Genomic DNA, 24,014 nt, shown 5'->3' on the forward strand with positions numbered 1-24,014 from the left:
TGCGACGTCTCACGCGGACGATGCGGCGGCGGTCGGGACGGCGGCACGCGTGGTCACGATGAGTCGGTCCAGACGGTCGCGCGTGGCTGCGAGCCTGCGTACTTCGGTGTCGATGCGCGCGCGTTCCTGCGCCAGGAGTTCCACCATTGCTGGTGTCGCTGTACCTGTGTGAATGCAGGGCAGCAATTGCACGACGGCATCGCTGCCGACTCCCGCGGCGAAGAGTTCTCGGATCAGTGCGACCCGCTCGACCGCGTCCTGATCGTAGATCCGCTGGCCGCCGGCAGTGCGGCGCGACAACAGCAGCTGCCGCTCTTCGTAGTAGCGCAGTGACCGCACGCTGGCGCCGGTGATCCGGGCGAGCTCTCCGATCTTCATGTCGACTCCCGGTGAGACGTGTGGGCTACGTCACGGCATGTGGACCTTGAACCTGACATCGATGTGAGATTCTAGGCTCGGGAAATGGACCTGAACAACTCGACAGCCCTGGTCACCGGTGCCAACCGCGGAATAGGCGCGGAGTTCGTGCGCCAGTTGCTCGCGCGAGGTGCCGCCAAGGTGTACGCCGCCGCGCGGCGGCCAAAAACACTGCCCGACAACGACTCCCGCATCATTCCGGTCCGATTGGACATCACGGACGACACCATGGTGGCTGAGGTGGCCGACGCAGCTGCCGACGTCGACGTGCTGATCAACAATGCCGGGGTCGCGACGCTGCAGAACTTGGTGAGCGGAGACCTGGACGCCATTCGGCTGGAAATGGCCACCCACTTCTGGGGCACGTTGTCGATGACTCGTGCCTTCGCCCCGGTCTTGGCGCGCAATGGCGGCGGCGCGCTTCTCAACGTGATGTCGGTCGGTTCTTTCCAGGTGTACCCCGGCAACGGCGCATACGCCGCGGCCAAGGCTGCCGAATGGCAACTGACCAACAGCACTCGGCTCGAGCTGGCAGCGCAGGGCACCCAGGTGCTCGGATTGCACTTATCGGCCACCGATACCGATATGGTCGCCGGCTTCGAGATCGAGAAGAACGACCCAGCCGACGTGGTACGCCTCGCGCTGGACGGGATCGAGTCAGGTGCCGATGAGGTGTTGGCGGACCACGACACCAGGACGGCGAAAGAACTTCTGTCTCAACCGCCTTCAGCGATGTACGACGGCATCAGCCTGTGAGCCGCCTGCCGGCAGTCCGTTGTCATGTGATCGCTACCAGTGCCACGCGTGGCCTCCGACGTTGGTGATCGTCCGCTGCAGCACCTCGATGGTGGTCGCGTAGTCACTGTCGGATATCCCCTGGCGCCGCTCATCATTCAGCTGCCGCTGAACTCCGGCGGCCGCATGGAATAGCCGCCGGCCGGCATTCGTCAGGCGAACACGGTCGCCCGAGCGAGCGATCCACCCTTTGCCGACGCCGGCGACGATCGCCTGCACGATGCTCTCGTCAGACTCGTTCGGTCCGACGATGGAGACGATCTCGCTTTCCGTCATACCCGTCGGGTGCATCGCGAGCTGGTGCAGCACCCACCACTCTGGCTGGGTCACCCCCAGTTCTGACAGTCGTCCGCGGGTGCGTGCACGGATGGCTTCTCCAGCTCGTATAGTCCAGAATCCCAACGGTTGTAGCTCGGGGGGCTGCATCTCGGATGTCATGCCCACACGCTAGGAACTCAAGCGCTATTGAGGTCAAGACATCGGTTCCGGCAGTCCGATGGGAGATAGTCACAGACGCTCTGCCGGTGGTCGCCATCGGCTGACAGATCCTGCCAATGCACCGAATACAGGGTCTGGGGTGAGGGCCAGCGCTCCGTTGCGCACCCTTTCGGCCGCCGGAGCCTTCGGAGTCGCGAAGTAGGAGCCGGCTTTCGATGCCGCATAGAGCAATTGGAGGCGAAGCCTGCGCCGCACGAGCGACGCTACACCGCCCCGGACCAGCGTGATGGCGTCCTCCATCGCCAGCGCAGCCCCCTGGCCAAAAGTGGGGCGCATGGCGTGGGCGGCGTCGCCGATCACCACGACCCTTCCGCGGACCAAAGACCGAGGAGGTCGGGCCTCGAAGATCTCCGGGGTGGATACGGCGCAGGAGCGCCCATCGTCGATGAGGTCAGGAAGGGGATCCGGCCATGAGCAGTAGTCAGTGAGCAGCGCTTGCGAGAGTGATGTTCCACCGTAGATGTAGGTCCGCCCATCGTGAAGCGGAAGAATGCCGAAATCAGTTGTGCAGCCCCAGATTGTGCCGTAGCCGGTAGACAGCTCTCGGTCGACGATCCAGGACCATCCGTTGATGCCGGTGGATCGCACGGGTGATGCATCCGGCCACAGCTGTTGTCGGCAGATTCCGCGGGCTCCGTCGGCTGCAATGACCAGGTCGAACCGGTGTTCTGCACCGCCCACCGTCAGCACTCCGTCGGCGCCGACGTGGGTCACGGCAGCGGAGTAGTGCAGGCAACCGGAGGGAATCTGATCGGTCAGCCAGCTCAGCAGCAGTCGCCGAGGCACCGCTGAATACTCGGTGCCACCCGTCAGTTGGGCCAACGTCCTGCGGACCAGTATCCGCCCCGTCGGCGTCCGTATGGTGGCCGGCAGGTGTGACCACGGATTGGTGACCACGCGTTCCCGGATGCCGAGAATGGACAGGCATGCGAGCGCGTTCGTCGACAGGGAGATTGCGCCGCCCGCCTTGGTGGGGCCGGGCGCCTTCTCGAAGACCTTGACCTCGTGTCCTTCTCGGGATAGCAGGACTGCCGCGGCCAATCCGGCAAATCCACCTCCGACGATCCCCACCCGCATACCTCGACTCTACGACGATGTGTAGTAGACGTCTAGGGTCGCCCCGAAATCTCTGCGGCCAGAGTGCGCTCGTCACCCCGGTGGCAACACCGGCCTCGGCGGGAGCGGCGATGAGTAGACCACGTTGGTGGTGACACTGCCGAGGGTCCCGATCCTGCCGCTGATCTGTTCGAGGTGTTTCATGCTCGTGGCGACGACTTTCATGATGAAGCAGTCATCCCCGGTGACGTGGTGGGCTTCGGTGACCTCCGGGAGGTTCGCGAGCAGCCGGTGCAGCGGCTCGTAGGTGCTGCTGGGGTAGCGCAGTCGGAGATAGGCCAGGATCGTGAAGCCGAGTCGTTCGGGATTGACATGCGCCGTAGCCGCTGATCACACCGGAGTCCTCGAGGCGCCGCACACGCTCGGCGGCCGCGCTGTGGCTCATGTTGATGTGCCGCGCTAGCTCCGCGATGCTCTGTCTTCCGTTGGCCTGCAACGCTTTCAGAATGGCAGTGTCAACCTTGTCGGGTTCGAAGGGGATATTCGCGGCCACGTTGCGAGATTGCCATAAAAATGCGGCTGAAGCGGCCGAGATGCAGTGAAATTGCCCTGTCGCTCCGGACGGGTCGTCACTACCGTTTTCCGTATGACGACCACGGCCGCCTCGATGGACCTCCGCATCGCCCATTTCGCCGGCAAGCTGGCTTTCGAAACGGACGCTTCTGACGTGTACGCCGACCAGGAACGCGGCGTCAGTTTCGTATTGATCGACTCCCGCGGTGACGGCGCATGGCTGCAGGGTCGGGCCGTCGGGGCGGTCCACATGCCGACTGACCAGATCGCTGCCCGCGCGACCAGCGAGATCTCACGGGAGACGCCGGTCGTGACGTACTGCTGGGGGCCGGGTTGCAACGGCGCGACGCGTGCTGCGCTGGAATTCGCCGGGCTGGGGTACGAGGTCAGAGAAATGATCGGTGGGTTCGAGTACTGGGCCCGCGAAGGCTATCCCGTCGAGAACGACCACGGCCCCGTCGTTCGCGCCACAGACCCACTCACCGCACCCGTGGACGCGATCACCTGCGAATGCTGAAGCCCTTGCGCGGACGTGAATTTGTGCCGAGGGCGAAAGACGACACAGAGAGCTGCTGCCCGTTCCTAGTCTGAGTTCATGAGTGCCACGCACGATGTCGCGTATGTCGTCGACGGGATGACGATGGTCGGCTACCTGGTGCGGCCCGATGGCGAGGGGCCGTGGCCCGCGGTGCTGATCGGTCACGACGGGGTCGGCCTCGACTCCTATCAGCGCACGCGTGCCGACATTCTCGCCGAGCACGGGTACGTCGCCTTCGCCATGGACTATCACGGCGGACGTACGTACTTCGGGCACCCGGAGGCCATGCTGGCCCGCGTCATGCCGTTGTTGGACGACACGGCGCGCATGCTCGCCATCGGACAGGCTGCCCTCGACGTCCTTCTGGCGGAACCCGGTGTCGATCAGCGCCGTCTTTCTGCACTCGGATACGGCGCAGGCGGCCGGATCGTGCTCGAACTCGCCCGCAACGGAACACCTTTCGCTGCACTTGCCGTCGTTCACCCCGGTCTACCGCGCGAGGCCCGCCCCGAGGACTGGACGAGCGTCGGGGGAGCGGTGTTGTTGTGTACTGGCTCCGAGGATCCCCTGTGCACACCCGCGCAGCTCCTCACCTTCGGGGCCGCTTTGCAGGGCGCCGGTGTGGATTGGCGCGTCACCGTCCTCGGCGGTGCCCAGCACGCCTTCTGGGCCGTCGAGGCGTCACCCGGGGCCGATACGGGCGCCGAGCCGATGGCCACCGTTCCCGGGGTGGGTTACCACGCCGTCCAGTCCCGACGAGCGTGGCAGGCAGTGCTCGAAATGCTCGATGACGAGATGCCGGCGTAGAGACCTCAGTCCGGGACGCTTGCGTACGCGCGGACGGGAAACGTACCGAAGCCTTCGACACGTGGAGGGACCGCGGTGAAACATGCACCGTGGTCGGGCAGGGCGGCCAGATTCGTCAGATGTTCCACCACGTGGATGCCATGCCCCAGCAGTGTGGTGTGAATGGGCCGTCGCCCCGCGGCGGCAGCGCTGGTGTCGTCGATGTTGACCGAGTCGATGCCGACGAGCGCAACGCCGCATTCGACCAGCCGCTCGGCGGCAGCCACACTGACAAACGGGGCGTCGGTGCCGTAGGCAGGGGTGCCGAAGTGCCGGTCCCACCCGGTGTCGATCAACACGGCGCTGCCGCGCGCGATCGTGTCGGGAAGTTCGTCGGCGTCGACCGATCTCGCTGACGTGGTGCGGTGGCGTACGACCACGGTCGGGAGATCGACCAACGTGGCCAGGTCGAGACCGGCAAGGTCAGCACCGTCAGCGAAGCGGTGAAACGGTGAGTCGATGTACGTACCGGTGTTACCGATCATGGTGATGGTGTCCATCGCGAATTCGGTTCCCGCGGCGTACACCTCGCGCGAGGCTTCGCGGGTGAGGTGCGGCTGGATCGACGGGGCCGGCAACCCCGGATACGTCACCAATCCCGCCCGTATCGTGTGCGACAGGTCAACGAGCACGTGCGCCTCCTTCTGCCGGCCAGGTGGCGGCCCTCTGCAGGCTGAACAGTAAACGACGACAAGAGGATGCGGCTTTTCACCCTCAGGGGTAGGCGTGGTGTGTATGAACTCGTGACGCCCTGTGCCACGCTGCTCCTATGGTGGAGGTCGTGATCGCCGAGCCCGGGCAGCTCAGCGAGGCGGAATTGGATTCCGCGGAAGAGTTGGTGCGCTCGGCGTTCGGCTCTGGGTTCCGTTCTCACGACTGGCTTCATGCCGTGAACGGCGTACACATCGTGATCAAGGATGCTGATCAGGCTGTGGTCGGGTTCACTGCCGTCGTACCGAGGACGCTGTGCCACAACGGTAGTGCTTTCAACACCGGCTATGTCGAAGCGGTCGCGGTTCGCAGCGACCACCAGGGACGCGGACTGGGCCGGATCGTGATGGACAACGCTGAACACATCATCACGTCGCGCCATCAACTCGGCGCGCTCAATGCTGTCGAGGCAGCAGCGCCCTTCTATGAGGCACGTGGCTGGCGCCCGTGGACTGGGCCCACTCGAGCCGCCGGTCCAGCCGGCATCGTCGACACATATGACGTCACTGACAAGATCTACCTTTTCAGAGGAGATCTCGACGACGCTGCTCCTCTCGTCTGTGACTGGCGACCAGGCCATCTCTGGTAAACGCGTGGCAGGCTGTCATGCGTGAGCAGTGAGACCGCCGAGGAGCGACATCTCGCCGACCTGAGGTTGCTCCGACGCGTTCGCGACAGGATGGACCGCGATTACGCGCAGCCACTCGATGTCGAGACCCTCGCACGGGGAGTGAACATGTCGGCCGGTCATCTCAGCCGCCGCTTCAAGGCCGCCTTCGGCGAGTCGCCCTATGCGTACCTGATGACGCGGCGCATCGAGCGCGCGATGGCGTTGCTGCGGCGCGGCGACCTCAGCGTGACAGAAGTGTGCTTCGCTGTCGGGTGTTCGTCGCTCGGGACGTTCAGCACGCGTTTCACCGAGCTGGTCGGGGTGCCACCCAGTACGTACCGCGATCGCACGGCGGGCGCGACCGACGGGTTGCCCTCCTGCATGGAGAAGCACGTGAGCAGACCGATCAGGAATCGAGAAGCACCCGCCGCTGCACTCGATTTAGCGTGACACTCATGGACTTGACTATTCACACCACGTTCCTGCCCCACGAGGACCCGGAGGCATCGCTGGCGTTCTACCGCGACGTCCTGGGTTTCGAGGTCCGTCTCGACGTCGGGGGAGGCGCGATGCGCTGGATCACGGTCGGCCCGCCGAACCAGCCCGAGACGTCCATCGTTCTTCACCCGCCGGCGGCTGATCCCGGCGTCACCGACGACGAGCGCCGCCTCATCGCCGAGATGATGGCAAAGGGCACCTACTCGATCATCGTGCTGGCTACAAAAGATCTGGACGGAACGTTCGAACGCCTCCAGGCCAGCGATGCCGATATCGTCCAGGAACCGATCGAGCAACCCTACGGCGTACGCGATTGTGCACTGCGCGATCCCGCGGGCACGATGATCCGCATCCAGGAGGTTCGGTGAGCACGGAACAATCCCCGTCCGAGAAGATCGACGCGAGGATCGCGGAGCTCGGCGATTGGCGCGGCGACACGCTTGCGCTCGTCCGCGCGCTGATCAAGAAGGCCGAACCCGACGTCACCGAAGAGTGGAAATGGCGAGGTGTGCCTACGTGGTATCACGACGGAATGCTCTGCACCGGTGAGACTTACAAGGACAAGGTCAAGCTGACGTTCGCAAAGGGCGCATCGCTGGACGACCCGACGGGGCTCTTCAACTCCAGCCTTGGCGGCAACACCCGACGGGCGATCGACATCGGCGAGAACGACGTGCTCGACGAGGATGCCTTCGTGGCGTTGATCCGCGCGGCGGTGGCGCTCAACGCGCGGTGACACCGCACGCCCGAGATCTGGTCAGATAGGTCCATGGACATCATCTGGCGGGAGCAGCACGTGCAGCGTTTACGACCAGTGGTCGTCGGCTGGGACGGCACCGAGGTGGGGGCGCCGTGCTTCCCTCCGGACTGGGACACACACCCCGACGACGTGCACCTGCTGCGTATCGCCACTTCCTACGGCACCTGCCCGGCGGGCGGGTACCCCTACCGGCGTCCTCCCGAAGACGTCGAATTCTCCCCGTATGTGCAGGGATTGGCTGAAGAGAACCATTTCGAGTTCACCGATTGGCACCGCACGTTGTTGACGGCGATGAGCTGGGAACTGACCGATCCCTACGACGTCGAGGACATCCCCGGTGCCGATCCCAAACGCCCGTACGGGGACTTCACCTTTTATCAGCTGGAGATGGCGCTACATCTTGGCCTGATCCCCGCGCAGAAGCCCGCCGACTACGACCCGATGACCCCGGAGATCATCGACGCGATGACGCAATTGCACGCACAGATGCAGCCGGCATTGCAGGTGTTCCTCGAGAACTTCGACATGGCCACCGGCCGGGTGTTCGTCGGCGAGGACTGGGGTGGTTGGACGGAGGCCGTTTCGTGACCGGGGGCCGTCACCGAGATGTGTTGCTGTGGGACCAACACACCTGCCTGCCCCTGCAGGTCGGCACGAGCGTCGAACCGCTGACCCGCTTCCAGCGCCCCGGCGGAGCTTTCCTGTCGGTCAACGTGGGATATTCGCCGCAATCCTTCTCCGACTCGGTGGCGCTGCTGAGGCACTTCCGCTCCGCCGTCGAAGGCCATCCTGATCTCGAATTAGCCTCTGGCATAAACGATGTCGACCACATCACTTCCACCGGGCGGATCGCGGTGGTGTTCGACCTCGAAGACTCCGGCCCGCTCGACGACGATCTCGACAACGTGGCGCGGCTGGTCGGGCTCGGGGTGCGGACCCTGCTCCCGACCTACAACCACGCCAACCGCGCGGGCAGCGGATGCCTGGACGCACACGACGAAGGCCTGACGGCGTGGGGTGAGCAGATCGTCGCCGAGATGAATGCGGCGGGAATGGTCGCCGACGGATCGCACTGCAGTCGCAAGACCGGCCTGGACCTGTGCCGTGTCTCGACCATGCCTATGGTGTACAGCCATTCGTGTATGGCGGCGGTTTGGGACCACCCCCGCAACATCACCGATGACCAGGCCCGCGCCTGTGCGGACACCGGCGGTGTCGTCGGCATCACCGGGGTCGGCATCTTTCTCGGCCCGAACACCCCGACGTTGGAGGCCATGCAGCGTCACCTGGACCACGCCATCGACGTGGTCGGTATCGACCGCGTCGGGATCAGCAGCGACTTCTCCTTCGATCACGCCGACTTCAACGACGAGATGGCGCGCAACCCAGACTGTTTCGACGACAGCTACACCCGATGGGGGCCCATCCAGTGGATGCCCCCCGAGACGTTCATCACGCTGGGAGATCACCTGCGCGGGCAGGGCTGGAGGGACCCCGACATCCGCGCCGTCCTCGGCGGCAACTTCCACCGAGTCGCCACTCAGGCGTGGTCCGGATGATCGGCGGGCTCGAGGCGGTCAGATCACGCTGCCGTGATGACGGCACTGGTTGCCGCCGTCGTTCTTGGCGTCGTACATGGCCTTGTCCGCCGCGGTGATGAGCTGGTCCATGGTCAGGTCGAACGATTCCTCGCTCAACAGGCTGACGTCCAGGAATGCGGTCCCGATGCTGCCGGTGAGCTCACAGGGCAGCTGGGCAATCGCCGCGCGCACGTCCTCGTAACGCAGGACAGCGTCCTCGGAGGCCACGACGTCGGCGAAGAGGAACTCCTCTCCGCCGCTGCGTGCAATGACGGTGGTGGGGGTGGCTGTCGCACGCAGTGCGTCGGCGACCGCAACCAGAGCCCGGTCGCCGGCTGCGTGGCCGCGAGTGTCGTTCACCACCTTGAACCGGTCCAGGTCCAGCAGCGCGGTCAACAGATAGCCCTCTTGGACGCCATGATGGAAGAGGTTGGCCCGCAACATATTTCGGAACGCACGCCGGTTGAGCAACCCGGTCAGCGGGTCGAGGTCGGCGATCGCGAGATCGCCACGCAACGTTCGCACCAGCGTGTAGAACACGAGGCCCACTCCGACGCTGCACTGCAGTATCAGGAACAGATCGACCAGGGCCATCGCCGGGCGCCCCTGGGCCGCGACCGCCACGGTCTGACTGACGGCGACCACGGTGATCACAGAGAGGACGCCGAGCACCACCCGCGGTGAATGAAAGAAGGCGGCGTAGCTGACGATCGTGGTGAAAGCGATGCAGCCCAGCAGCGCCGCCAGCGGATCCGGGTAGGCCAGACAGGCCAGCGTGATCGACAGGGTGGTCGCGACCACGAAGGCCAGCGACCAATGCCGCGACGGCCAGCGCCACACGAAGAGCATGGTCCCGAAGACACCGCCGGCCACTGCCGCCCACATCATCGTTCGACCGAGCGTGCTGTTCGGGTGACCGGTGCCGAACAACAGAGCGAGAACACCGCCCGCCATTGCGGCTGTGGTGGCCGCCAGCCACCATCGTGCCCGATTCTTCAGGCCGCGCGAGTCGAGGAAATCGGTGATCCAGTCGAAGTGCTCGACGGATCGTAGGAGCCGTTCCACGCTCCTGCCTACCGCTGGTCCGGCGGGGCGTTGCCCCCGGCCGGCGGCCATGAGGGAGGCGTGGCTTGCTGCGGCCACGGGCCCGGCGGCGGCTGCTGGGGTGGCCAGTAGCCGGGCGGCGATGGCGGAGGCCAGTATCCGGGCGGCGGGGGTTGCTGTGGCCACTGACCGGGCGGGCCCTGCTGGTAGTACGCACCGGGGTAGGGCTGCTGGGGCGGCATCGGGCGTTTGGGCGCTCGTGACTGACGAACAGCCCACACGACGAGCCAGATCAGGCCGCCGACCACGGCTACCTGCGCCACCATGTAACCCACCCAGCGCCACGGATGTGCCGCTGCGGCGAGTTCGAGCGCCAGGTAACTGGTCGACACAGACAATTCCCCCTTGTCGGCCCACACGGCAGCGCACAGGCGTGCCGCCCAGCATATGGCCGAAGTTCGACGCGGCGGACAGCAATTCGTCTTCTGTGGAAATCCGTTGCCGGTCGGACCGGCACAGGCTTGACTGGCGGGCGTGAGCGATGTGCTGAGTGACTTGACGCGTAAGCCCGACCGGCGAGGCGATCGGCCTGTGCTCGATGCCGTGTTCGACGAGTGCGTGGTTGCCACCGTGTCGACGGTCATCGATGGTCAGCCGTGGGTCATCCCGGTGCTGGTGGTCCGCGACGGCGACCGGCTGCTGATCCACGGCTCGACAGGAGCGGGCGCGCTCCGGCACGCCGCTGCCGGTGCGCCGGTGGCGATCAGCGCGTTCGTCCTCGACGGCATCGTCGTCGCCGAGCGACAGTTCGACCACTCCGCGAACTACCGTTCGGCGGTGGTGCGCGGCACCTGTCGCGTGGTCGACACGGCCGACCGCGCCGCGACACTCGACGTGTTCACCGACGCCCTGCTGCCGGGCCGCCCCGCCGAGTGTCCGCCGCACACGGCGAGTGAAGTGGCCGCCACGGTGGTGTTGGAACTGCCGATCGCCGAGGACAACTGGGTGGCCAAGCAGCGCAGTGGGCCGCCCGCCCGCCCTGAGGGTGAGGTGTGGACGGGCGTGATCCCCGTCAGGCAGACCTACTCCGCACCAGAGTCGACGTCGGGTCGTGCCGTTCCTGCGTCGGTGGCGGCCGTTGTCGCCCGACACGGATTACCCTGACGCCATGACGGTCGGCGAGATCCTCGGTGGGGTGGTGCACGAGCTGCCGGACGATCTGAAAGCCGCGCTGGAGAACAACCCCGCCGCGCTGACCGCGTGGAACGACATCACCGAGCTGGCGCGCAACGAATTCATCTGCTGGGTCACCGATGCCAAGCAGGCGACGACGCGCGAACGGCGCATCCGGCGAACACAGGAAGAGCTCGAGGAAGGTAAACGTCGGCCGTGCTGCTGGCCTGGGTGCAAGCACCGTGAGCGCACCGGCAAGCCCTAGCTGTCGCGTCGGCTCTCCCGCCGGTTCGCCTTCTTGATCTCCTCGACCAATTCGGCCTTGGTCATCCTGGAGCGGCCGGTGATGTCGAGTCGGCGCGCAAGATCCACGAGGTGCTTCTTGGTGGCGTTGGCGTCGACACCCTCGGCGGTCTCACCGGACGCGTTCGGCCCGCCACTTTCCGCGCGTTCATCGGACGGACCGCGGTGTTCCTTCTCTTCCCAGTGGTCGCCGACCTTCTCGAAGCTGTGCTTCAGCGCGCTGTAGGCGGTCCGGTAGGCACGCTCGCCCTCGCCGTACTCCTCGGCGGCCGCGTCATGCGTCTTGGCGAACGTGCGCTGAGCTTTGTCGTCCGACTTCTGCAGCGTGCTGGGCAGCTCGCTCTGCTTGGGCTCACCCGACTTGGTGACCTTCGGCATCGTGTCCGACCTCCCCTCAAACCGGTGTGATCTGCCGGCCCGAGTACCCGAGTGGGAGCGATCGACACGCGCCGGTGGGCGTTCAGCGCGTGGGTTGGCTCGCGGGGTGATCGGCGATCTTGCTGGCCGCGAAGTCGGCCGCCTGGTCGACGAGTCCGTCGGAGATGTAGCGGGCGTGGGCGCCGATGTCGTTGCCGGCCGAACAGACGAAGTCCTCAGGCACGCACAGCTCGACGGTCTTCGGCTGGTACAGCGATCCGATCGTGATCGCGGGCTGGTTGATGACGCCCATGAACCGCTCTGACGGCGTCCCGAGCAGTGCGACGGCGGCGACGTGGTCGGCGACGGCGGGCGGCATGACCTGCGGAACATTGGGGTCTGTGACGCCGTCAGGGATCACGTCGGAGGTCACGAAGCCCATGACCGCGGCACCTTGTGAATATCCGCCGAGCACCATCGAGGTCTTCGGGCACGCGTTCGCGGTGTTCTGGATCTGGGTGCTGGCGTCGACGACACCCTGCAGTGCGGTCGGGAAGTCGGGGCTCGCCGGGTAGTTGACGGGGTAGACGGCGACAGACTTGGGCGCCACGCGAGTCTTCAGGTCTTCGACGAATGCATCGCCCACCGCGCCGAGGCCCGGCGGTTCCGTGGTTCCGCGGGCGAAAAGCACCTGCACGTCCGGACATCCCGGTGGCGGCGCGGGCGCCGGCGGCGCGTCGGGTTGGGCTCCCGCAGACGGGGCGGGACCCAGCATCAGACAGGCGGCGATCGTTACGGCAACGCGGAGCGTGTGAACGGAGATCACCTAATAATCGTGGCACGGATGGCAGCGCTTCGCCCACCGCTGCGGCCCCGGTATGAAGGAATGATGGGGATCACGCAGCCACCCGACCTGATCGCCGGAGTCCGTGCGGTGCGCGACACGGCAACGGCGGCGGTCGGTTTCGCGGGGGACGTCTTCGGTGCCGACGGTGAGTACTTCACGGCGATGTTGACGATCGACGAGGCCGTGGCGGTGCCGGCCGCCGAGGTCCTGCACCCGGGAGCGACCTACAACGCGATAGTGCAAGCCGGGCCCGACGATCGTGGGCAGGCAGCCAGAAAACTGTGCATCACCCTGCCGGATGTGTACGGGCGGGGCCGCAGCCAAGACTTCCTGCTCGCGTCGTCTGCGGACGGCGCACCGTTGCACCACGCGGTGTTGCCGAGTGATCCGGTGGCACCGCTCTACTCGTCGCTGTGGCTGTATCTGGCCGGACTGCAACCTGTCCTGTTCGGTGCGCGCCCGCGCACCACGGGCAGGGATCTGCGATTCGCGCCGGGGAGCGAACTCAGCTTCATGATCAGTGCGCCCGTCGGACAGTTCCGCCGCATCGGCACCCTGACGCTGACCGGGCCGCACCACGGAACCGTCCGGTTCGCGGGCAGACACAGCGGCGGGGGACTACGCCCGCTGCCACCCGTGACCTTCTACTGAGCCGTCCTCACGCGCCGCGGCCGGTCTGCTGCTGTAACTGATCGATCATCTCCGACGCTTGCGCTTTCGTGGCGTCCTCGGGAATCTCGGTGTCTGCTTCCTGGGCCAACGTGTGCAGATAGCTACGTTGTGCGCCTGTCATCGGCTCGTCGCCGGTCACCCACTGCGACGGATCCTTTTCGGCATTCTCTTGTGGCGCTTGGTTATCGGTCATGCACGCGGGATGCCCGTCGCACAAATGTTCGAAACCTGAGATTCCAGACGGCCCCGCGGGCTGTTTGCTTAACCCGCGGGGCCTTGGGACTACGGCCGCCCCGTAGCTACCCCATTGGTCGCGTACCTCCACAGCTCATGTTCAAACGACCCAACCGTTGTCTAAGTGGGCGACCTGGAAGTATGCGAGTCGTGGGCAAGAACGAACGCGCGAAAATCGTGATGACCGACGACGAGATCACCGAGTTCATCGACCGACACCGCACAGCCACGCTGGCGACCGTGCTGCCGAACGGGCGGCCGCACCTGGTGGCGATGTGGTACGCCGTGATCGACGGTGAGATCTGGTTCGAGACCAAAGCCAAGTCGCAGAAGGCAGTCAATATCCGCCGTGACCCGACCGTCACCGTGATGATCGAGGACGGGCTGACCTACGACACCCTGCGGGGCGTGTCCATCGACGGCACCGCCGAGATCCACGACGATCCGGAGACCAATCTGCGGGTCGGGATCAGTGTGTGGGAGCGCTACACCGGGCCCTACACCGAGGACATGCGCCCGTTCGTCGATCAGATGATGAACAACCGCATCAGTGTGCGCGTGGTCCCGTCGCGGACCCGCAGCTGGGACCACCGCAAGCTCGGCATGGGCGCCATGCCGGTCTCCGGGAGCACCGCGCAGTACCTCTGAGGTTCAGCGGCGCGACAGCACGCGCTTCACGTCGGTGGTGATCGGATCGACGATGTCGTTGAACTCCGGGTGCTTGTCGATGAAGCCGGCGACCATGGAGCAGACCGGCACGATCCGCAGCCCCGCCTCGCGGGTGGACTCCAACGCCTCGCCGACGAGGATCGTCGCCAGGCCACGCCCCGAGAACTCCTCGTCGACGACGGTGTGCGGGAAGATGCGCTGACCGTCGTGGTCGATGAACTCGGTGAAGCCGGCGGTGCGGCCGTCGACGGAAATGGTGAAGCGGTCCTGCTCGGCGCTCACCTCGGTGGGTGCGCCCGTCTTGTCGGTGGTCACGAAGCCTCTCCTGTCATGTCCGCGAACTCGGGGTTCTTCTCGATGAATTCGGCGACCATCCAGCACTGCGGTACCACGCGCAGACCCGCGGCGCGGGTGGCCGTGAGCGCTTCACGGACGAGGATGGTCGCCAGCCCGCGGCCTTGATAGCGCGGATCGACCTCGGTGTGGGGGAAGACCCGGGCGCCGTCGCGGTCGTAGAAGTCGGCAAGGCCCACCTGCCGGCCGTCGACGTTGATCGTGAAGCGGTCCTGCTCGGCCACCACCTCGGTGGGTGCGCCGGTTCTGTCCTCGGTCATGGCCCCTCTATACCCCAGGTTGGGGCCGTGGCTTCAAGGTGGCGTGCGGCAGTGGGGGCGCCAGCAGCCGGGTGCCCGCACCCGCGTAACCCGTCACCGCACCGAATCGGGCGTCGTGGTTCTGCCATTGCTCCCGGTAGGCGACGATCTCGTCATGGCTGCGGCCGACGAAGTTCCACCACATCACGAGTTCCTCCCGGAACGGCACGCCGCCGAGCAACACGACGCGGGCCGGGCCGTCGCCGCGGTTGATCAGCTGCAGGCTGTCGTGCCCGGTGCCCTGGAACCCGAGATCCGCGGTGGCGAGCTCGGCACCACAGGCATCGACCCGACCCTGGTCGACGAGGACGCCGTGCTCGAAGTCCGCATCGACATCGAGCACCACCTGCGCCCCGCGGTCCAGATCGAGCTGGGCGCCGACCAACGCGGTGAACGTGTGCACCGGAGACCGATCGCCCTCGAGTTCACCGAGGAAGACCCGTGTGGTGAGCCCGCCTCGGGTCCGGGAGCGGGGCACGTAGTGGGCGAAATCGCGTGCGGAGTGCCGGTCGGAGTCGGGGAGCGCCACCCAGAGCTGCACCCCGTGCAGAATCGGACTGCTGGGCACCGACACCTCGGAGTGACAGATGCCTGCCCCGGCCGTCATCAGGTTCAGCTCGCCCGGGCGCACCATCGCATGCACACCGTTGCTGTCCCGGTGTTCGATCAGTCCGCTGAACAGCCAGCTCACGGTCTGCAGTCCGGTGTGGGGGTGTGGCGGCACGTCCATGCCGGGCCCGCCCCGCAGGTCGTGCGGACCGTAATGGTCGGCGAAGCACCACGCCCCGATCAGCGACCGTTCCCGCTGTGGAAGCGTCCGTCGCACCTGGATCGCGCGCGGCCCGCCCAGCGGGACCTGCCGTGGATGCAGCACGCCTCCCAAGCCGGCACCGAATGCCGAAGGGCCGCAATCCAGTTCGGCAGGCGCCGCATCGGTGTTGCTCACCCGTTCACCGTAGCCTCCTCCCGGTCGGGCTGAACCATCGTCGACCGGATGATCTCGAGGTCGTGGTCGTCGATCCGGAACACCCCGAAGCGGAACTTGTACCCCCACCGGGATTTGTCCTCGATGAAGTCGAGATCCTCGATCAGGGGCCGGATGGGAACTTCTCGGCACGCGAGGAAATCGACGTTGCGCCGCCAGGGCGTGACGCCCTCCGACTGCTCCAGCTGGTACGGCTCGTCGTCGGCGACCTGACCGATGGCCGTGAACGCCTGCAGCGGCGGTCCGTCGGGATAGACCGTCCTGGGGGAGTAGAAGACCAGCCAGTCTCCCCGGGCCATCTTGCGCAGCATGTGCGGTTTGCCGTGGTTGGCCTGCGTGAAGCGCCCGCGCACTCCACGCTCGACATGGTCGCGGCTGACCGTGTTGATCCAGTTCGTCATGAGGCCAACGTAGGGACACCCACCGACGGTCGAGGCGTTTTGTGCACAGGCCCTGTGGATAACTCGCTAGAGTCGGACGCCATGGGCGAGCATGTGCTGACGGCCGACGAACTGCGCAACGTCACCTTCGACAAACCGCCCTGGGGCAAGCGCGGTTACGACGAGAAAGCAGTGCACGACCTCGTCGCACTGGCCGCACGCCGCCTCGATGGCCGCGGGCATCTGTCGGCCGACGATGTGCGCGCGGTGCGCTTCAATAAGCCGAAGCTCGGTAAGCGCGGCTACGACGAGAACCAGGTCGATGCGCTGCTCGACGAGATCGCCTCGGCCATCAGTCTTCTCGATGGCTGATCACGGCGAACTGCGTCCCGACCTGGCCGAGCTGTTACGCCGGGGAGCGCTGACCGAGGACGCTGCGCGGCCTGATGCCGTCGCGCGTCGGCACGCCCGCGGGGGACGCACCGCACGAGAGAACGTCGCCGATCTCGTCGACCCGGAATCGTTCGTCGAATACGGGCGGTTCGCGATCGCGCCGCAGAGAATGCGGCGCGATCTCGACGACCTGATCGCCCGCACCCCGGCCGACGGCCTGATCGGTGGGACCGCGCGCGTCGCGGGCAGCCCGTGCGCCGTGCTCTCCTACGACTACACCGTGCTCGCGGGAACTCAAGGGGCACTGGGTCACCGGAAGAAAGACCGGTTGTTCGAACTGATCGAGCGGATGCGGCTGCCGACGGTGCTGTTCGCCGAGGGCGGAGGCGGCAGGCCGGGGGACACCGACTACCCGGTCGTCTCCGCGCTCGACACGCGGGCGTTCGCGCTGTGGGCACGACTGTCGGGCGTCGTTCCGCGGATCGCCGTGGTGAAGGGCCGCTGCTTCGCCGGCAACGCCGTGCTGGCCGGCACGTCCGACCTGATCGTGGCGACGCGTGACGCGTCGTTGGGGATGGGCGGGCCTGCGATGATCGCCGGCGGTGGCCTCGGCGATGTGGCACCGGACGACGTCGGCCCGATGAGTGTCCAGGAACCCAACGGCAACGTCGATGTCGTCGTCGATGACGAAGCGGCCGCAGTCGCGGTGACCAAGCAGCTGCTCACCTACTTCCGGCCTGGCCGCAGAGAGTGGACCGCCCCGGATCAGACCGCGCTGCGCACCGCCGTGCCCGAGCGGGAACGTCGCGCCTACGACGTCGCGCCGATCATCGAGACGCTCGCCGACACCGAGTCGGTGACACTTCTTCGCCCGAGATTCGCGCGCGAGATGGTCACCGCATTGGCCCGTATCGAGGGTCGTTCGGTCGGGATTCTGGCCAACGACACTCGGTTCATGGCCGGCGCCATCACCGCCGCCGCTTCCGACAAGGCCGCCCGCTTCCTACAGCTGTGCAACGGATTCGGGCTTCCGGTCATCTCGCTCGTCGACTGTCCGGGATACATGGTGGGGCCGGCAGCCGAGGCGGATTCGCTGGTGCGGCGGGCGTCGCGCATGCTCGTCGCGGGGGCAGCGCTGCAGGTGCCGATGATCGCGGTGGTGCTGCGGAGGGGATACGGCCTGGGTGCCCAGGCGATGGCGGGCGGGAGCCTGCACGAACCGGTGCTCACCGTCGCATGGCCCGGGGCGCATCTGGGCCCGATGGGTCTGGAAGGCGCCGTGCGGCTGGGGTTGCGCAAAGAGCTCGAGGCGATTGCCGATGAGACAGAACGCGAGGACCGAGTCCGGGCGGCGACCGTCGCGGCTCAGGACAACGCGAAAGCGCTCAACGCAGCGATGCTGTTCGAGATCGACGACGTCATCGATCCGGCCGAGACGCGATCGGTGATCGCCTCGACGCTCACCGCGGCCGACACCCCGCACCGCATCAGCGGGCGGTTCGTCGACACGTGGTGAGCGTCGGGCTTTCGGTGGGCGGTACCGTCATGGCGCCTCTCGGCGAGTGGTCGCTCGAAACGACGGAAATGGTTGGAGCCCGGGGCATGTCCGGCACCGCCGAACTCCTCAACGGGCCGGGCGGCGGTGCTATTCCCCCGGCAGACGCTCAGGCGATGTCGGCGTAGTACACGCGACGTTCGCCGACAGGATGGCCGTTCAGTTCGGCCAGCGACTTGAGTTGGCGCAGCGCGAAGGTGCGGCCGCGGCCCGCCTCGGGCACGTAGATCCCTGCCCACAGCCCCTCGGCTCGCGGGGACTCGCACGCCTCTTTGGCGCACAGCCACCGACGTGGGCAGGACCGGCAGATCGCCTTCGCTTCGTCGTCAGCGGTGGTGGTCCAACGCTCGGGATCCCGGGTGCATTCGCCGATCGGGGTGTCATCCCATGGGGTTGCGGTCATCGGGTAGCTCCTTGTGCCTGGGCGGCGCATCCGCCGCGATGGAAGGAAAGCTAACCGAGAAACCGTAGCGTTGCAACAGTTTGAGCTCCGAAACTGTCGCGGTGTCCCGCCTCGCCAGTCGCGGATGGCCACAAATACGCATGTCAAGGCCGATTCGGCTGGTGCTGCGGTGTCACAAAAATTGCATCGCGATGATGCGGTTTCTCCGCCCCGGACGGTGTAGTTTTACTGGGAAACCGTTGCAGTGCGAGCTCGAGCCGTAGCGCCGCGCCCACGCGACACCGCCGCCCACTGACATCGAGGACTGCTGGTACATGACCAACGCGGAGTCGGTCGGCGCGTACGCCGATGCTGCCGACCCCGGGATGGTCAGGGCCGGCGCGGCGGCGGCTGCGCGTCGGCGTGAGCTCGACATCAGCCAGCGTCGCCTGGCGGCCGAGGGCATCATCAACGCCGGCGCGCTCATCGCCTTCGAGAAGGGGCGCAGCTGGCCGCGTGAGCGGACCCGAGCCAAGCTCGAAGAGGTACTGCAGTGGCCGCCGGGCACGATCGAGCGGCTACGCAGCGGTGCCCCCGAACGCCGTCGGGAATCCCTCACTCCCCCCAGCGGCGACGAGACCTCGTTGATCGCCCAGGCGGTTCTCACAGCGGTGGGGACGCTGTCGGGCACCGTGTCGTCGCTCCCCCTCGACGACGACCCAGCGTTTCCCGCCCGGATCTCTGCCATGCTCGCCGACCTGCGCCAGCTCGAGGCCGTGGCCGCCAGGGCAGCGCGCATCGGCCGGGTCACCCCGCCGCTGATCAAAGCACTGGGCACGGTACGCAGCCTCTACGACGAGCTGATGGTGCGTGCAGCCCGCGCGCCCGCCGCCGGTCTGGGTCCGCGCCTGTACACCGCGCGCCGCGGGGCCAACCTCACGGTTGCGGAAACAGCGCAGGCCGCCGGTGTCGCCGAGCAGGTGGTGTCCCAGGCAGAGGCCGGTGAGCCGATAGCGCCCACCGAGGCCGAGGCTCTGGAAGCGCTGATCGCGGAGATCGTCTGACGGCGGCGCCGGAAGACATCTCCGGGTTTCGTCCGCGCCAGGATGGGCACGATGCGGACCGGGACGGAGGGCGGATGGCACCAGGGACAGACGAACTCTGCACGGACGGCTGCCCGAAGCACATGCAGTACGGCCCGTGCGGCGGTGTTCGCCCTGATGGCCAGTGCGAAATGCGCTCAGGTCCATGCGCATTCCCCGACGTCGTAGCGTGGGACGGCGCGGTGACGCCCTCCCGTGCGGCGACGGCGCCGCTGATACTCACCGACTTCAGCTGCACGCCCTTCGATCCCGACGATCTGTCGGCGACGGCGTCGTTACTCGCGGGATCCTGCGATGCGGTTCTGGTGGGGGAGCATCAGAACCGCCCGGATTTCCCGCCGACGGTGATGGCCGCGCTTCTCCTTGAAGCCGGGGTGTCTCCCTGGATCACGCTGTCGTGTCGCGACCGGAACCGGGTGGTCCTCGAGCAGGAGCTGCGCGGTCTCTCCCTGCTGGAGGTGCAGACAGTGCTCTGCGTGACGGGCGACGGGCGCGCCTACGACGTCCGTCCGGATGTCACCCAGACCTTCGATCTCGATGGCCCGCGCCTTGTCTCGCTGGCCGCATCACTGGGGATCACTGCTGCCGTACCCGAAACCGTGACCGCACCACCGGTTTCCAGGCGGCCCGCGCGGCTGGTTGCCAAGCAGCACGCCGGAGCGGGCCTTGCGGTGCTCAATCATGTGTCGACCCCAGCCGTGGTCGACGAATTCGTGACGGCCGCGCGAGCGGCAGGCCTGACGATCCCGCTGCTGGGGGCGGTCGCGGTGGTCACCGACGATGTGTCGGCAGCTGTCCTGCAGGGGTTGCCCGGCCTCGAGTTGGACCATGCCGTCGTCGAGGGGATCCTGACGGCGCCGGACCCCGTACAGGCCGGCATCGATGCCGCGGTCGCCGAGGCACGCGCACTGTTGGCCATCGACGGCGTCGACGGCGTGAACATCTCGGGCTCGGCCTCCGCCCACGGCACGCGGGCGGGTGCCGAGATCAAGGCCGAGGTCGGTCGGCGCGTACGTGAGGAGGCTGGGCGTGGGCGATGACGCGATGTCGGCCGAATTCGACACCGTCGCCGAGTGGACGGCGGAGGTGGCCGCCGATCTGGGGCCGGCCTATCACGTCCCCGCCGGATGCCGCGGTAGTGGCAATCCGGCCGCGCTCGACTGGCTGGTCGACCACCTCGGGCTGCGTGCGGGGGAGACTCTGCTGGACTGTGGCGCGGGCGTGGGTGGGCCCGCTGCATACGCGCGGGAGCGACGGTCGGTGCGGCCGATCCTCGTGGAACCGGAGGGGGGTGCCTGCCGCGCTGCCGTGTCGCTGTTCGGCTACCCGACCGTGCAGGGCAGCGCCGACGCCCTGCCGCTGGCTGACGAATCCGTCGATGCGGCATGGTCTCTCGGCGTGCTGTGCACGATGCGGGCGCACACAGCCGTCCTCGCCGAGTTGCGTCGCGTGGTTCGCGCCCCCGGCCGCATCGGGCTGCTGGTGTTCGTCGCAGAGAAGCAGGTGGGGGCCTCGGACCGGCCCGAGGGCAATCACTTCCCGACACCTGCCTCCCTGCGAGGCTCACTCACCGCGGCCGGGTTGGCCGTCGATGCGCGGGTGCAGACATCGGATCTTCCTGCGATTCCCGACGATTGGCAGACACGGGTCGGCAGGGTCGACGACGAGCTCGTTCGCCGCCACGGCGGAGATCCTGCGTGGACGACGTCGGAGCGCCAGTCCGCTCGGATGGGCGAGTTACTCGCCGCGGGCCGCATCACCGGCGAGGTGTTGAGCCTGCGACGTGCCGGGGCTCAGCGCGGCGGGAAGTGAGTGGCGAGTGCGGCGCAGATCTCGATGAACTTGACGCGTGCGGCGTCGGACATGTCAGTGGTGCCCTCGATGATGCCGCCGGGTCGGAGGTTGCCGTCGAAGGGGACCTCCACAACCAGCTGGCCGTGTCCTGAGAACTGTTGTGCGAGAATGCTTCTCGTGCGCTTGCTGGCGTGGCCGTCGGAGTCGTTGAGCACGACGACGGTGCGTTGCAGCAGGCTGTTCAACCCTCGTGCGGCCAACCAGTCCAGCGTCTGACCCGCCGCGGCGGCGCCGTCGACCCAGGGTGAGGACACCACCACGAGCGCATCCAGGTCGCGCAATGCCTCCTGGGTCACCGGCGCATCCATCGTCGAACTGCAGTCGACGACGGCGATCGTGAAGTACCGATCGAGCCGCGCCACCGCCTCGCGGTACAGGGGTGGGTCGAGCACACGGCGCCGGGCCGGAGTCGCCTCGCCGGCGAGCACGAACAACCCCGCGGCATTGCTCCCGACGCGATTGCGGACGTCGGCGAAGGTCTCGAGATGCCGATCGGTGGCCAGCTCCCAGAAAGAGCCCTGCACGCGTGGGTCTACACGGCTGCCCAGCTTGCCGAACGCGGTGTCAGCGTCCACGGCGACCACGCGGTCGTCCTGGCGGAGTTCGGCGAACACCGAGCCGATGCAGGCCGAGACGGTGGTCTTCCCGACCCCGCCCTTGCCGAGGACCCCGACCTTGAAGTGGCCCCGCATCGGCGCCCGGATCGCCGCTTCGAGCGCGGCGATCCGTCGCTCTGCCGGGGACGGGCCCACGTTGACCGTTCCGAAGGTGATCTTGTAGAGCGCCCGCCGCCAACCCCGCGCCGGCACGCTCTTGCGCGTCGGCACCAGGTCTGCCGGCCGGATGCGCTCGGCGTAGGAACTCGGCTGCGCGTGCAGCACGGTGGTATCGGGGTCGGGAGGACCGGCGGGCCACGGAGCAGGCGGCGCTCCCTGCGGCGGCCTCACGGGCATGTGGAGTCGCGGCACCGGTCCGGTCGAGCCGTCGACCGGCGGTTGCGACCCGAACACGGGTGGTTGCGGCGCCGGCGGTGTGTCGTCGGGCCGGCTGGGTTCTCTGCGCACGATGTCATCGCGGTCGGTCACAGCGGGTCTCCTCCTCGATGCGGTCCGCGGCAGCTTCTCAGGGTACGGGGCGGCCGCACGAGCAAAGAAGTCTGTGAGCGCCGGCCGTTGCTGGTCCGGAGGGGGCCGGTCACCGGGTGTGGCCCTGCCTTCCGCGGTCCAGGATGTCTGCGGTGTCGGAGCGGAGCGGCCTGTTGTGCCAGGTCCGCAGGCTGCAGCCGGGTTGTGGCAGCGCTGTCGGCGGGGAAAAATAGTGTCCGAGGAGGGGGTTGAGCGCTGGTAGGCTGCCCGTGGGAAGGGGTGGTCGAGCATGGATGTGTCCAATGCTGCCGGTGCGCTCGGCAAAGTCGCCGATGGCGGCTGGGAGGCCGTCGGCTCCGACATCCTCGGTGCTGGGCAACGCCTGATCGCCGGGATGCGGTCGACGACGGGACAGGGCCGGCCCGATTCCGGTGAGACCTTCGCGCAGGGCGCCACCAGCTTCCTCGGCGCGGTCCAGACGCTGCACTGGGCCTACCCGCGCGACCACTGGGAGGGCGCCGGGGCCCGGTCGTACACCGGGGCCACCCGCCGCGTGGTCGGCGCTGCAGAAGCGCTGGCGGTGCTCGATCGTGACGTCCACACGGTGATCGACCGGGAGGCCACCCAGATCGTCCGCCGCCGCGAGACACTCGACGACCAGGCTGATCACCTGTCCTCGCTGCGCCGAGTGACGGGGTCGCTCGCGGCGATTCCCGGCGTCGGGCCCGCAATGACGTCGTCCATCGAGCTGGCCGCCGTCACCGCAGCGGTGAGCGTGTGCAGTACCGAGCTGCGCGATCTCGCGACCGAGACGGCGGACAACGCGAGCAGGCTGCGACGCATCGCCGGCGACTACGAAGCACTCGTCGACGAGGCGGCAGATGCGGCTGCGCCCACCGACGAGGCCGAGCCTGCCGAACCCGTCACTGAGCCGGCACCCACCGACGAGGCCGCGGCACCGGACGACCTCCCCGAGCCGACCGCAGGCATGCCGGCGCCGGTCCCGTCGCCGGTTCCCTCCCCGCCGGTGTGCCCGGCCTCCACTCCGGCCAGCGCCGCCGCCGAGCAGTCACCGATGCAGGGAGACTTGATGTCGGGGCTGACCTCGGCGTTCGGCGCGGTGGGCGGCTTGATCGGTACCGCGGTGGCCCCACTGGCCGCGGCGTTGGGTGGAGTCGTCAGCGCCGCCGGGCAGCTCCCGTCGCTGGCTTCGCAGGCGGCCGCGCCGCAGACACCTCAGGTCGACGTGTCGACAGACACGAAAAACGAGGACGACACGGCCGACAGCACCGAGAAGGCCGACGATCGTCCCGCCGCGGCCGCCACCGACCTCGCAGACTCCGCGGGCGCCGCGCCGCCTGAGACACCGGCTCCGCCGGAACGGGAGCCGAGTCCGCCACCGTCGCCTCCGGCGCCGGCCGCCACCCGCCCACCGCAGTGACT

General features: G+C 67.4%; 36 protein-coding genes. 19 read left to right on the forward strand and 17 right to left on the reverse strand.

Going from position 1 to position 24,014, the window contains the following annotated elements; translation table 11 throughout:
- Window positions 1-9 precede the first annotated feature (9 nt).
- Window positions 10-378: a MerR family transcriptional regulator gene (locus ACZYYX_RS03830; RefSeq protein ID WP_463813095.1), complete on the reverse strand. Its 369-nt coding sequence runs from the start codon at window positions 376-378 to the stop codon at window positions 10-12.
- 84 nt (window positions 379-462) lie between these two features.
- On the opposite strand from ACZYYX_RS03830, the gene ACZYYX_RS03835 reads away from it, so the two are divergent.
- The gene (locus tag ACZYYX_RS03835; RefSeq protein ID WP_463813096.1) at window positions 463-1,173 is read left to right on the forward strand and encodes an SDR family oxidoreductase; all 711 of its coding nucleotides are present in this window, start codon (window positions 463-465) and stop codon (window positions 1,171-1,173) included.
- Window positions 1,174-1,206: 33 nt separating this feature from the next.
- On the opposite strand, the gene ACZYYX_RS03840 is transcribed toward ACZYYX_RS03835, so the two are convergent.
- The 4 genes from ACZYYX_RS03840 to ACZYYX_RS03855 all read right to left on the reverse strand — a co-directional run bounded on the left by ACZYYX_RS03840 (window position 1,207) and on the right by ACZYYX_RS03855 (window position 3,454).
- Window positions 1,207-1,650 (reverse strand): MarR family winged helix-turn-helix transcriptional regulator, encoded by a 444-nt coding sequence (locus ACZYYX_RS03840; RefSeq protein ID WP_463813097.1) that lies wholly within the window; start codon window positions 1,648-1,650, stop codon window positions 1,207-1,209.
- 69 nt (window positions 1,651-1,719) lie between these two features.
- The gene (locus ACZYYX_RS03845; RefSeq protein WP_463813098.1) at window positions 1,720-2,787 is read right to left on the reverse strand and encodes an FAD-dependent monooxygenase; all 1,068 of its coding nucleotides are present in this window, start codon (window positions 2,785-2,787) and stop codon (window positions 1,720-1,722) included.
- A gap of 72 nt (window positions 2,788-2,859) precedes the next feature.
- Window positions 2,860-3,111, reverse strand: coding sequence for an Lrp/AsnC ligand binding domain-containing protein (locus tag ACZYYX_RS03850; RefSeq protein ID WP_463814791.1), 252 nt, complete (start codon window positions 3,109-3,111; stop codon window positions 2,860-2,862).
- Window positions 3,002-3,454, reverse strand: a complete 453-nt coding sequence (locus ACZYYX_RS03855) for an Lrp/AsnC family transcriptional regulator (RefSeq protein WP_463813099.1) — start codon at window positions 3,452-3,454, stop codon at window positions 3,002-3,004. The genes ACZYYX_RS03850 and ACZYYX_RS03855 overlap by 110 nt, the downstream gene beginning before the upstream one ends.
- On the opposite strand from ACZYYX_RS03855, the gene ACZYYX_RS03860 reads away from it, so the two are divergent.
- Window positions 3,413-3,856, forward strand: coding sequence for a rhodanese-like domain-containing protein (locus ACZYYX_RS03860; protein WP_463813100.1), 444 nt, complete (start codon window positions 3,413-3,415; stop codon window positions 3,854-3,856). The genes ACZYYX_RS03855 and ACZYYX_RS03860 overlap by 42 nt on opposite strands.
- 78 nt (window positions 3,857-3,934) lie before the next feature.
- Window positions 3,935-4,684 carry a dienelactone hydrolase family protein gene (locus ACZYYX_RS03865; RefSeq protein ID WP_463813101.1) on the forward strand — a complete coding sequence of 250 codons (750 nt, stop codon included), beginning with the start codon at window positions 3,935-3,937 and terminating at the stop codon, window positions 4,682-4,684.
- A gap of 5 nt (window positions 4,685-4,689) precedes the next feature.
- Here the strand turns inward: ACZYYX_RS03865 and ACZYYX_RS03870 are convergent, their stop codons facing one another.
- On the reverse strand, window positions 4,690-5,355 hold the full coding sequence (locus ACZYYX_RS03870; RefSeq protein WP_463813102.1) for a cyclase family protein: 666 nt from the start codon (window positions 5,353-5,355) through the stop codon (window positions 4,690-4,692).
- A 137-nt stretch (window positions 5,356-5,492) separates the two neighbouring features.
- On the opposite strand from ACZYYX_RS03870, the gene ACZYYX_RS03875 reads away from it, so the two are divergent.
- Genes ACZYYX_RS03875 through ACZYYX_RS03900 form a run of 6 tightly spaced genes read left to right on the forward strand, consistent with a single transcriptional unit; the run spans window position 5,493 to window position 8,861 of the window.
- Window positions 5,493-6,023 (forward strand): GNAT family N-acetyltransferase, encoded by a 531-nt coding sequence (locus ACZYYX_RS03875; protein ID WP_463813103.1) that lies wholly within the window; start codon window positions 5,493-5,495, stop codon window positions 6,021-6,023.
- Between the two features lie 21 nt (window positions 6,024-6,044).
- On the forward strand, window positions 6,045-6,494 hold the full coding sequence (locus ACZYYX_RS03880) for a helix-turn-helix transcriptional regulator (RefSeq protein ID WP_463813104.1): 450 nt from the start codon (window positions 6,045-6,047) through the stop codon (window positions 6,492-6,494).
- Between the two features lie 5 nt (window positions 6,495-6,499).
- Window positions 6,500-6,910 carry a VOC family protein gene (locus tag ACZYYX_RS03885; protein WP_463813105.1) on the forward strand — a complete coding sequence of 137 codons (411 nt, stop codon included), beginning with the start codon at window positions 6,500-6,502 and terminating at the stop codon, window positions 6,908-6,910.
- Window positions 6,907-7,278, forward strand: coding sequence for a DUF1801 domain-containing protein (locus tag ACZYYX_RS03890; protein WP_463813106.1), 372 nt, complete (start codon window positions 6,907-6,909; stop codon window positions 7,276-7,278). The genes ACZYYX_RS03885 and ACZYYX_RS03890 overlap by 4 nt, the downstream gene beginning before the upstream one ends.
- A gap of 33 nt (window positions 7,279-7,311) precedes the next feature.
- Window positions 7,312-7,890 carry a hypothetical protein gene (locus ACZYYX_RS03895; protein ID WP_463813107.1) on the forward strand — a complete coding sequence of 193 codons (579 nt, stop codon included), beginning with the start codon at window positions 7,312-7,314 and terminating at the stop codon, window positions 7,888-7,890.
- Entirely contained in the window at window positions 7,887-8,861 is a 975-nt protein-coding gene (locus tag ACZYYX_RS03900) for a dipeptidase (protein WP_463813108.1), read from the forward strand. The genes ACZYYX_RS03895 and ACZYYX_RS03900 overlap by 4 nt, the downstream gene beginning before the upstream one ends.
- A gap of 18 nt (window positions 8,862-8,879) precedes the next feature.
- On the opposite strand, the gene ACZYYX_RS03905 is transcribed toward ACZYYX_RS03900, so the two are convergent.
- Window positions 8,880-9,947, reverse strand: a complete 1,068-nt coding sequence (locus ACZYYX_RS03905) for a GGDEF domain-containing protein (protein ID WP_463813109.1) — start codon at window positions 9,945-9,947, stop codon at window positions 8,880-8,882.
- A gap of 8 nt (window positions 9,948-9,955) precedes the next feature.
- Entirely contained in the window at window positions 9,956-10,318 is a 363-nt protein-coding gene (locus ACZYYX_RS03910) for a hypothetical protein (RefSeq protein WP_463813110.1), read from the reverse strand.
- A 142-nt stretch (window positions 10,319-10,460) separates the two neighbouring features.
- Between ACZYYX_RS03910 and ACZYYX_RS03915 the strand changes: the two genes are divergently transcribed.
- Together ACZYYX_RS03915 and ACZYYX_RS03920 are read left to right on the forward strand one after the other, a co-directional pair.
- Window positions 10,461-11,090, forward strand: a complete 630-nt coding sequence (locus ACZYYX_RS03915) for a pyridoxamine 5'-phosphate oxidase family protein (protein WP_463813111.1) — start codon at window positions 10,461-10,463, stop codon at window positions 11,088-11,090.
- A 4-nt stretch (window positions 11,091-11,094) separates the two neighbouring features.
- Complete coding sequence (locus ACZYYX_RS03920; RefSeq protein ID WP_463813112.1) at window positions 11,095-11,364, forward strand: YdeI/OmpD-associated family protein; 270 nt, start codon at window positions 11,095-11,097, stop codon at window positions 11,362-11,364.
- On the opposite strand, the gene ACZYYX_RS03925 is transcribed toward ACZYYX_RS03920, so the two are convergent.
- Window positions 11,361-11,780, reverse strand: coding sequence for a ChaB family protein (locus ACZYYX_RS03925; RefSeq protein ID WP_463813113.1), 420 nt, complete (start codon window positions 11,778-11,780; stop codon window positions 11,361-11,363). The two genes, ACZYYX_RS03920 and ACZYYX_RS03925, sit on opposite strands and share 4 nt — an antisense overlap.
- A gap of 82 nt (window positions 11,781-11,862) precedes the next feature.
- Window positions 11,863-12,534 (reverse strand): cutinase family protein, encoded by a 672-nt coding sequence (locus ACZYYX_RS03930; protein WP_463814792.1) that lies wholly within the window; start codon window positions 12,532-12,534, stop codon window positions 11,863-11,865.
- A gap of 114 nt (window positions 12,535-12,648) precedes the next feature.
- Here ACZYYX_RS03930 and ACZYYX_RS03935 point away from each other — a divergent pair, with 114 nt between their 5' ends.
- Entirely contained in the window at window positions 12,649-13,257 is a 609-nt protein-coding gene (locus ACZYYX_RS03935) for a hypothetical protein (RefSeq protein ID WP_463813114.1), read from the forward strand.
- A 7-nt stretch (window positions 13,258-13,264) separates the two neighbouring features.
- On the opposite strand, the gene ACZYYX_RS03940 is transcribed toward ACZYYX_RS03935, so the two are convergent.
- Complete coding sequence (locus ACZYYX_RS03940; RefSeq protein ID WP_463813115.1) at window positions 13,265-13,471, reverse strand: DUF3072 domain-containing protein; 207 nt, start codon at window positions 13,469-13,471, stop codon at window positions 13,265-13,267.
- A gap of 191 nt (window positions 13,472-13,662) precedes the next feature.
- Between ACZYYX_RS03940 and ACZYYX_RS03945 the strand changes: the two genes are divergently transcribed.
- Window positions 13,663-14,160 carry a pyridoxamine 5'-phosphate oxidase family protein gene (locus ACZYYX_RS03945; protein WP_463813116.1) on the forward strand — a complete coding sequence of 166 codons (498 nt, stop codon included), beginning with the start codon at window positions 13,663-13,665 and terminating at the stop codon, window positions 14,158-14,160.
- 3 nt (window positions 14,161-14,163) lie between these two features.
- Here the strand turns inward: ACZYYX_RS03945 and ACZYYX_RS03950 are convergent, their stop codons facing one another.
- The 4 genes from ACZYYX_RS03950 to ACZYYX_RS03965 are packed head-to-tail and all read right to left on the reverse strand — an operon-like array spanning window position 14,164 to window position 16,220.
- Window positions 14,164-14,496 (reverse strand): GNAT family N-acetyltransferase, encoded by a 333-nt coding sequence (locus tag ACZYYX_RS03950; RefSeq protein WP_463813117.1) that lies wholly within the window; start codon window positions 14,494-14,496, stop codon window positions 14,164-14,166.
- The gene (locus ACZYYX_RS03955) at window positions 14,493-14,795 is read right to left on the reverse strand and encodes a GNAT family N-acetyltransferase (protein WP_463813118.1); all 303 of its coding nucleotides are present in this window, start codon (window positions 14,793-14,795) and stop codon (window positions 14,493-14,495) included. Before ACZYYX_RS03955 ends, ACZYYX_RS03950 begins: the two co-directional genes overlap by 4 nt.
- A 7-nt stretch (window positions 14,796-14,802) precedes the next feature.
- A complete protein-coding gene (locus ACZYYX_RS03960; protein ID WP_463813119.1) occupies window positions 14,803-15,780 on the reverse strand; it encodes a pirin family protein in 978 nt (325 codons plus the stop codon).
- A complete protein-coding gene (locus ACZYYX_RS03965) occupies window positions 15,777-16,220 on the reverse strand; it encodes an EVE domain-containing protein (RefSeq protein ID WP_463813120.1) in 444 nt (147 codons plus the stop codon). Before ACZYYX_RS03965 ends, ACZYYX_RS03960 begins: the two co-directional genes overlap by 4 nt.
- Before the next feature lie 81 nt (window positions 16,221-16,301).
- Between ACZYYX_RS03965 and ACZYYX_RS03970 the strand changes: the two genes are divergently transcribed.
- Both ACZYYX_RS03970 and ACZYYX_RS03975 read left to right on the forward strand, forming a co-directional pair.
- Complete coding sequence (locus ACZYYX_RS03970) at window positions 16,302-16,571, forward strand: DivIVA domain-containing protein (protein ID WP_463813121.1); 270 nt, start codon at window positions 16,302-16,304, stop codon at window positions 16,569-16,571.
- Window positions 16,564-18,108, forward strand: coding sequence for an acyl-CoA carboxylase subunit beta (locus tag ACZYYX_RS03975; RefSeq protein WP_463813122.1), 1,545 nt, complete (start codon window positions 16,564-16,566; stop codon window positions 18,106-18,108). Before ACZYYX_RS03970 ends, ACZYYX_RS03975 begins: the two co-directional genes overlap by 8 nt.
- Before the next feature lie 148 nt (window positions 18,109-18,256).
- Here the strand turns inward: ACZYYX_RS03975 and ACZYYX_RS03980 are convergent, their stop codons facing one another.
- Window positions 18,257-18,550 carry a WhiB family transcriptional regulator gene (locus tag ACZYYX_RS03980; RefSeq protein ID WP_463813123.1) on the reverse strand — a complete coding sequence of 98 codons (294 nt, stop codon included), beginning with the start codon at window positions 18,548-18,550 and terminating at the stop codon, window positions 18,257-18,259.
- 314 nt (window positions 18,551-18,864) lie between these two features.
- On the opposite strand from ACZYYX_RS03980, the gene ACZYYX_RS03985 reads away from it, so the two are divergent.
- The 3 genes from ACZYYX_RS03985 (at window position 18,865) to ACZYYX_RS03995 (ending at window position 21,444) form a co-directional block, all read left to right on the forward strand.
- On the forward strand, window positions 18,865-19,593 hold the full coding sequence (locus ACZYYX_RS03985) for a transcriptional regulator (RefSeq protein WP_463813124.1): 729 nt from the start codon (window positions 18,865-18,867) through the stop codon (window positions 19,591-19,593).
- 74 nt (window positions 19,594-19,667) lie between these two features.
- Window positions 19,668-20,672, forward strand: a complete 1,005-nt coding sequence (locus ACZYYX_RS03990; RefSeq protein WP_463813125.1) for a methylenetetrahydrofolate reductase C-terminal domain-containing protein — start codon at window positions 19,668-19,670, stop codon at window positions 20,670-20,672.
- A gap of 4 nt (window positions 20,673-20,676) precedes the next feature.
- A complete protein-coding gene (locus ACZYYX_RS03995; RefSeq protein WP_463814794.1) occupies window positions 20,677-21,444 on the forward strand; it encodes a class I SAM-dependent methyltransferase in 768 nt (255 codons plus the stop codon).
- On the opposite strand, the gene ACZYYX_RS04000 is transcribed toward ACZYYX_RS03995, so the two are convergent.
- Window positions 21,426-22,571, reverse strand: a complete 1,146-nt coding sequence (locus ACZYYX_RS04000; protein WP_463813126.1) for a MinD/ParA family ATP-binding protein — start codon at window positions 22,569-22,571, stop codon at window positions 21,426-21,428. The genes ACZYYX_RS03995 and ACZYYX_RS04000 overlap by 19 nt on opposite strands.
- A gap of 289 nt (window positions 22,572-22,860) precedes the next feature.
- On the opposite strand from ACZYYX_RS04000, the gene ACZYYX_RS04005 reads away from it, so the two are divergent.
- Complete coding sequence (locus tag ACZYYX_RS04005) at window positions 22,861-24,012, forward strand: EspA/EspE family type VII secretion system effector (RefSeq protein ID WP_463813127.1); 1,152 nt, start codon at window positions 22,861-22,863, stop codon at window positions 24,010-24,012.
- Window positions 24,013-24,014: the final 2 nt, after the last annotated feature.

It is taken from the genome of Mycobacterium sp. IDUB_1 (assembly GCF_055419625.1).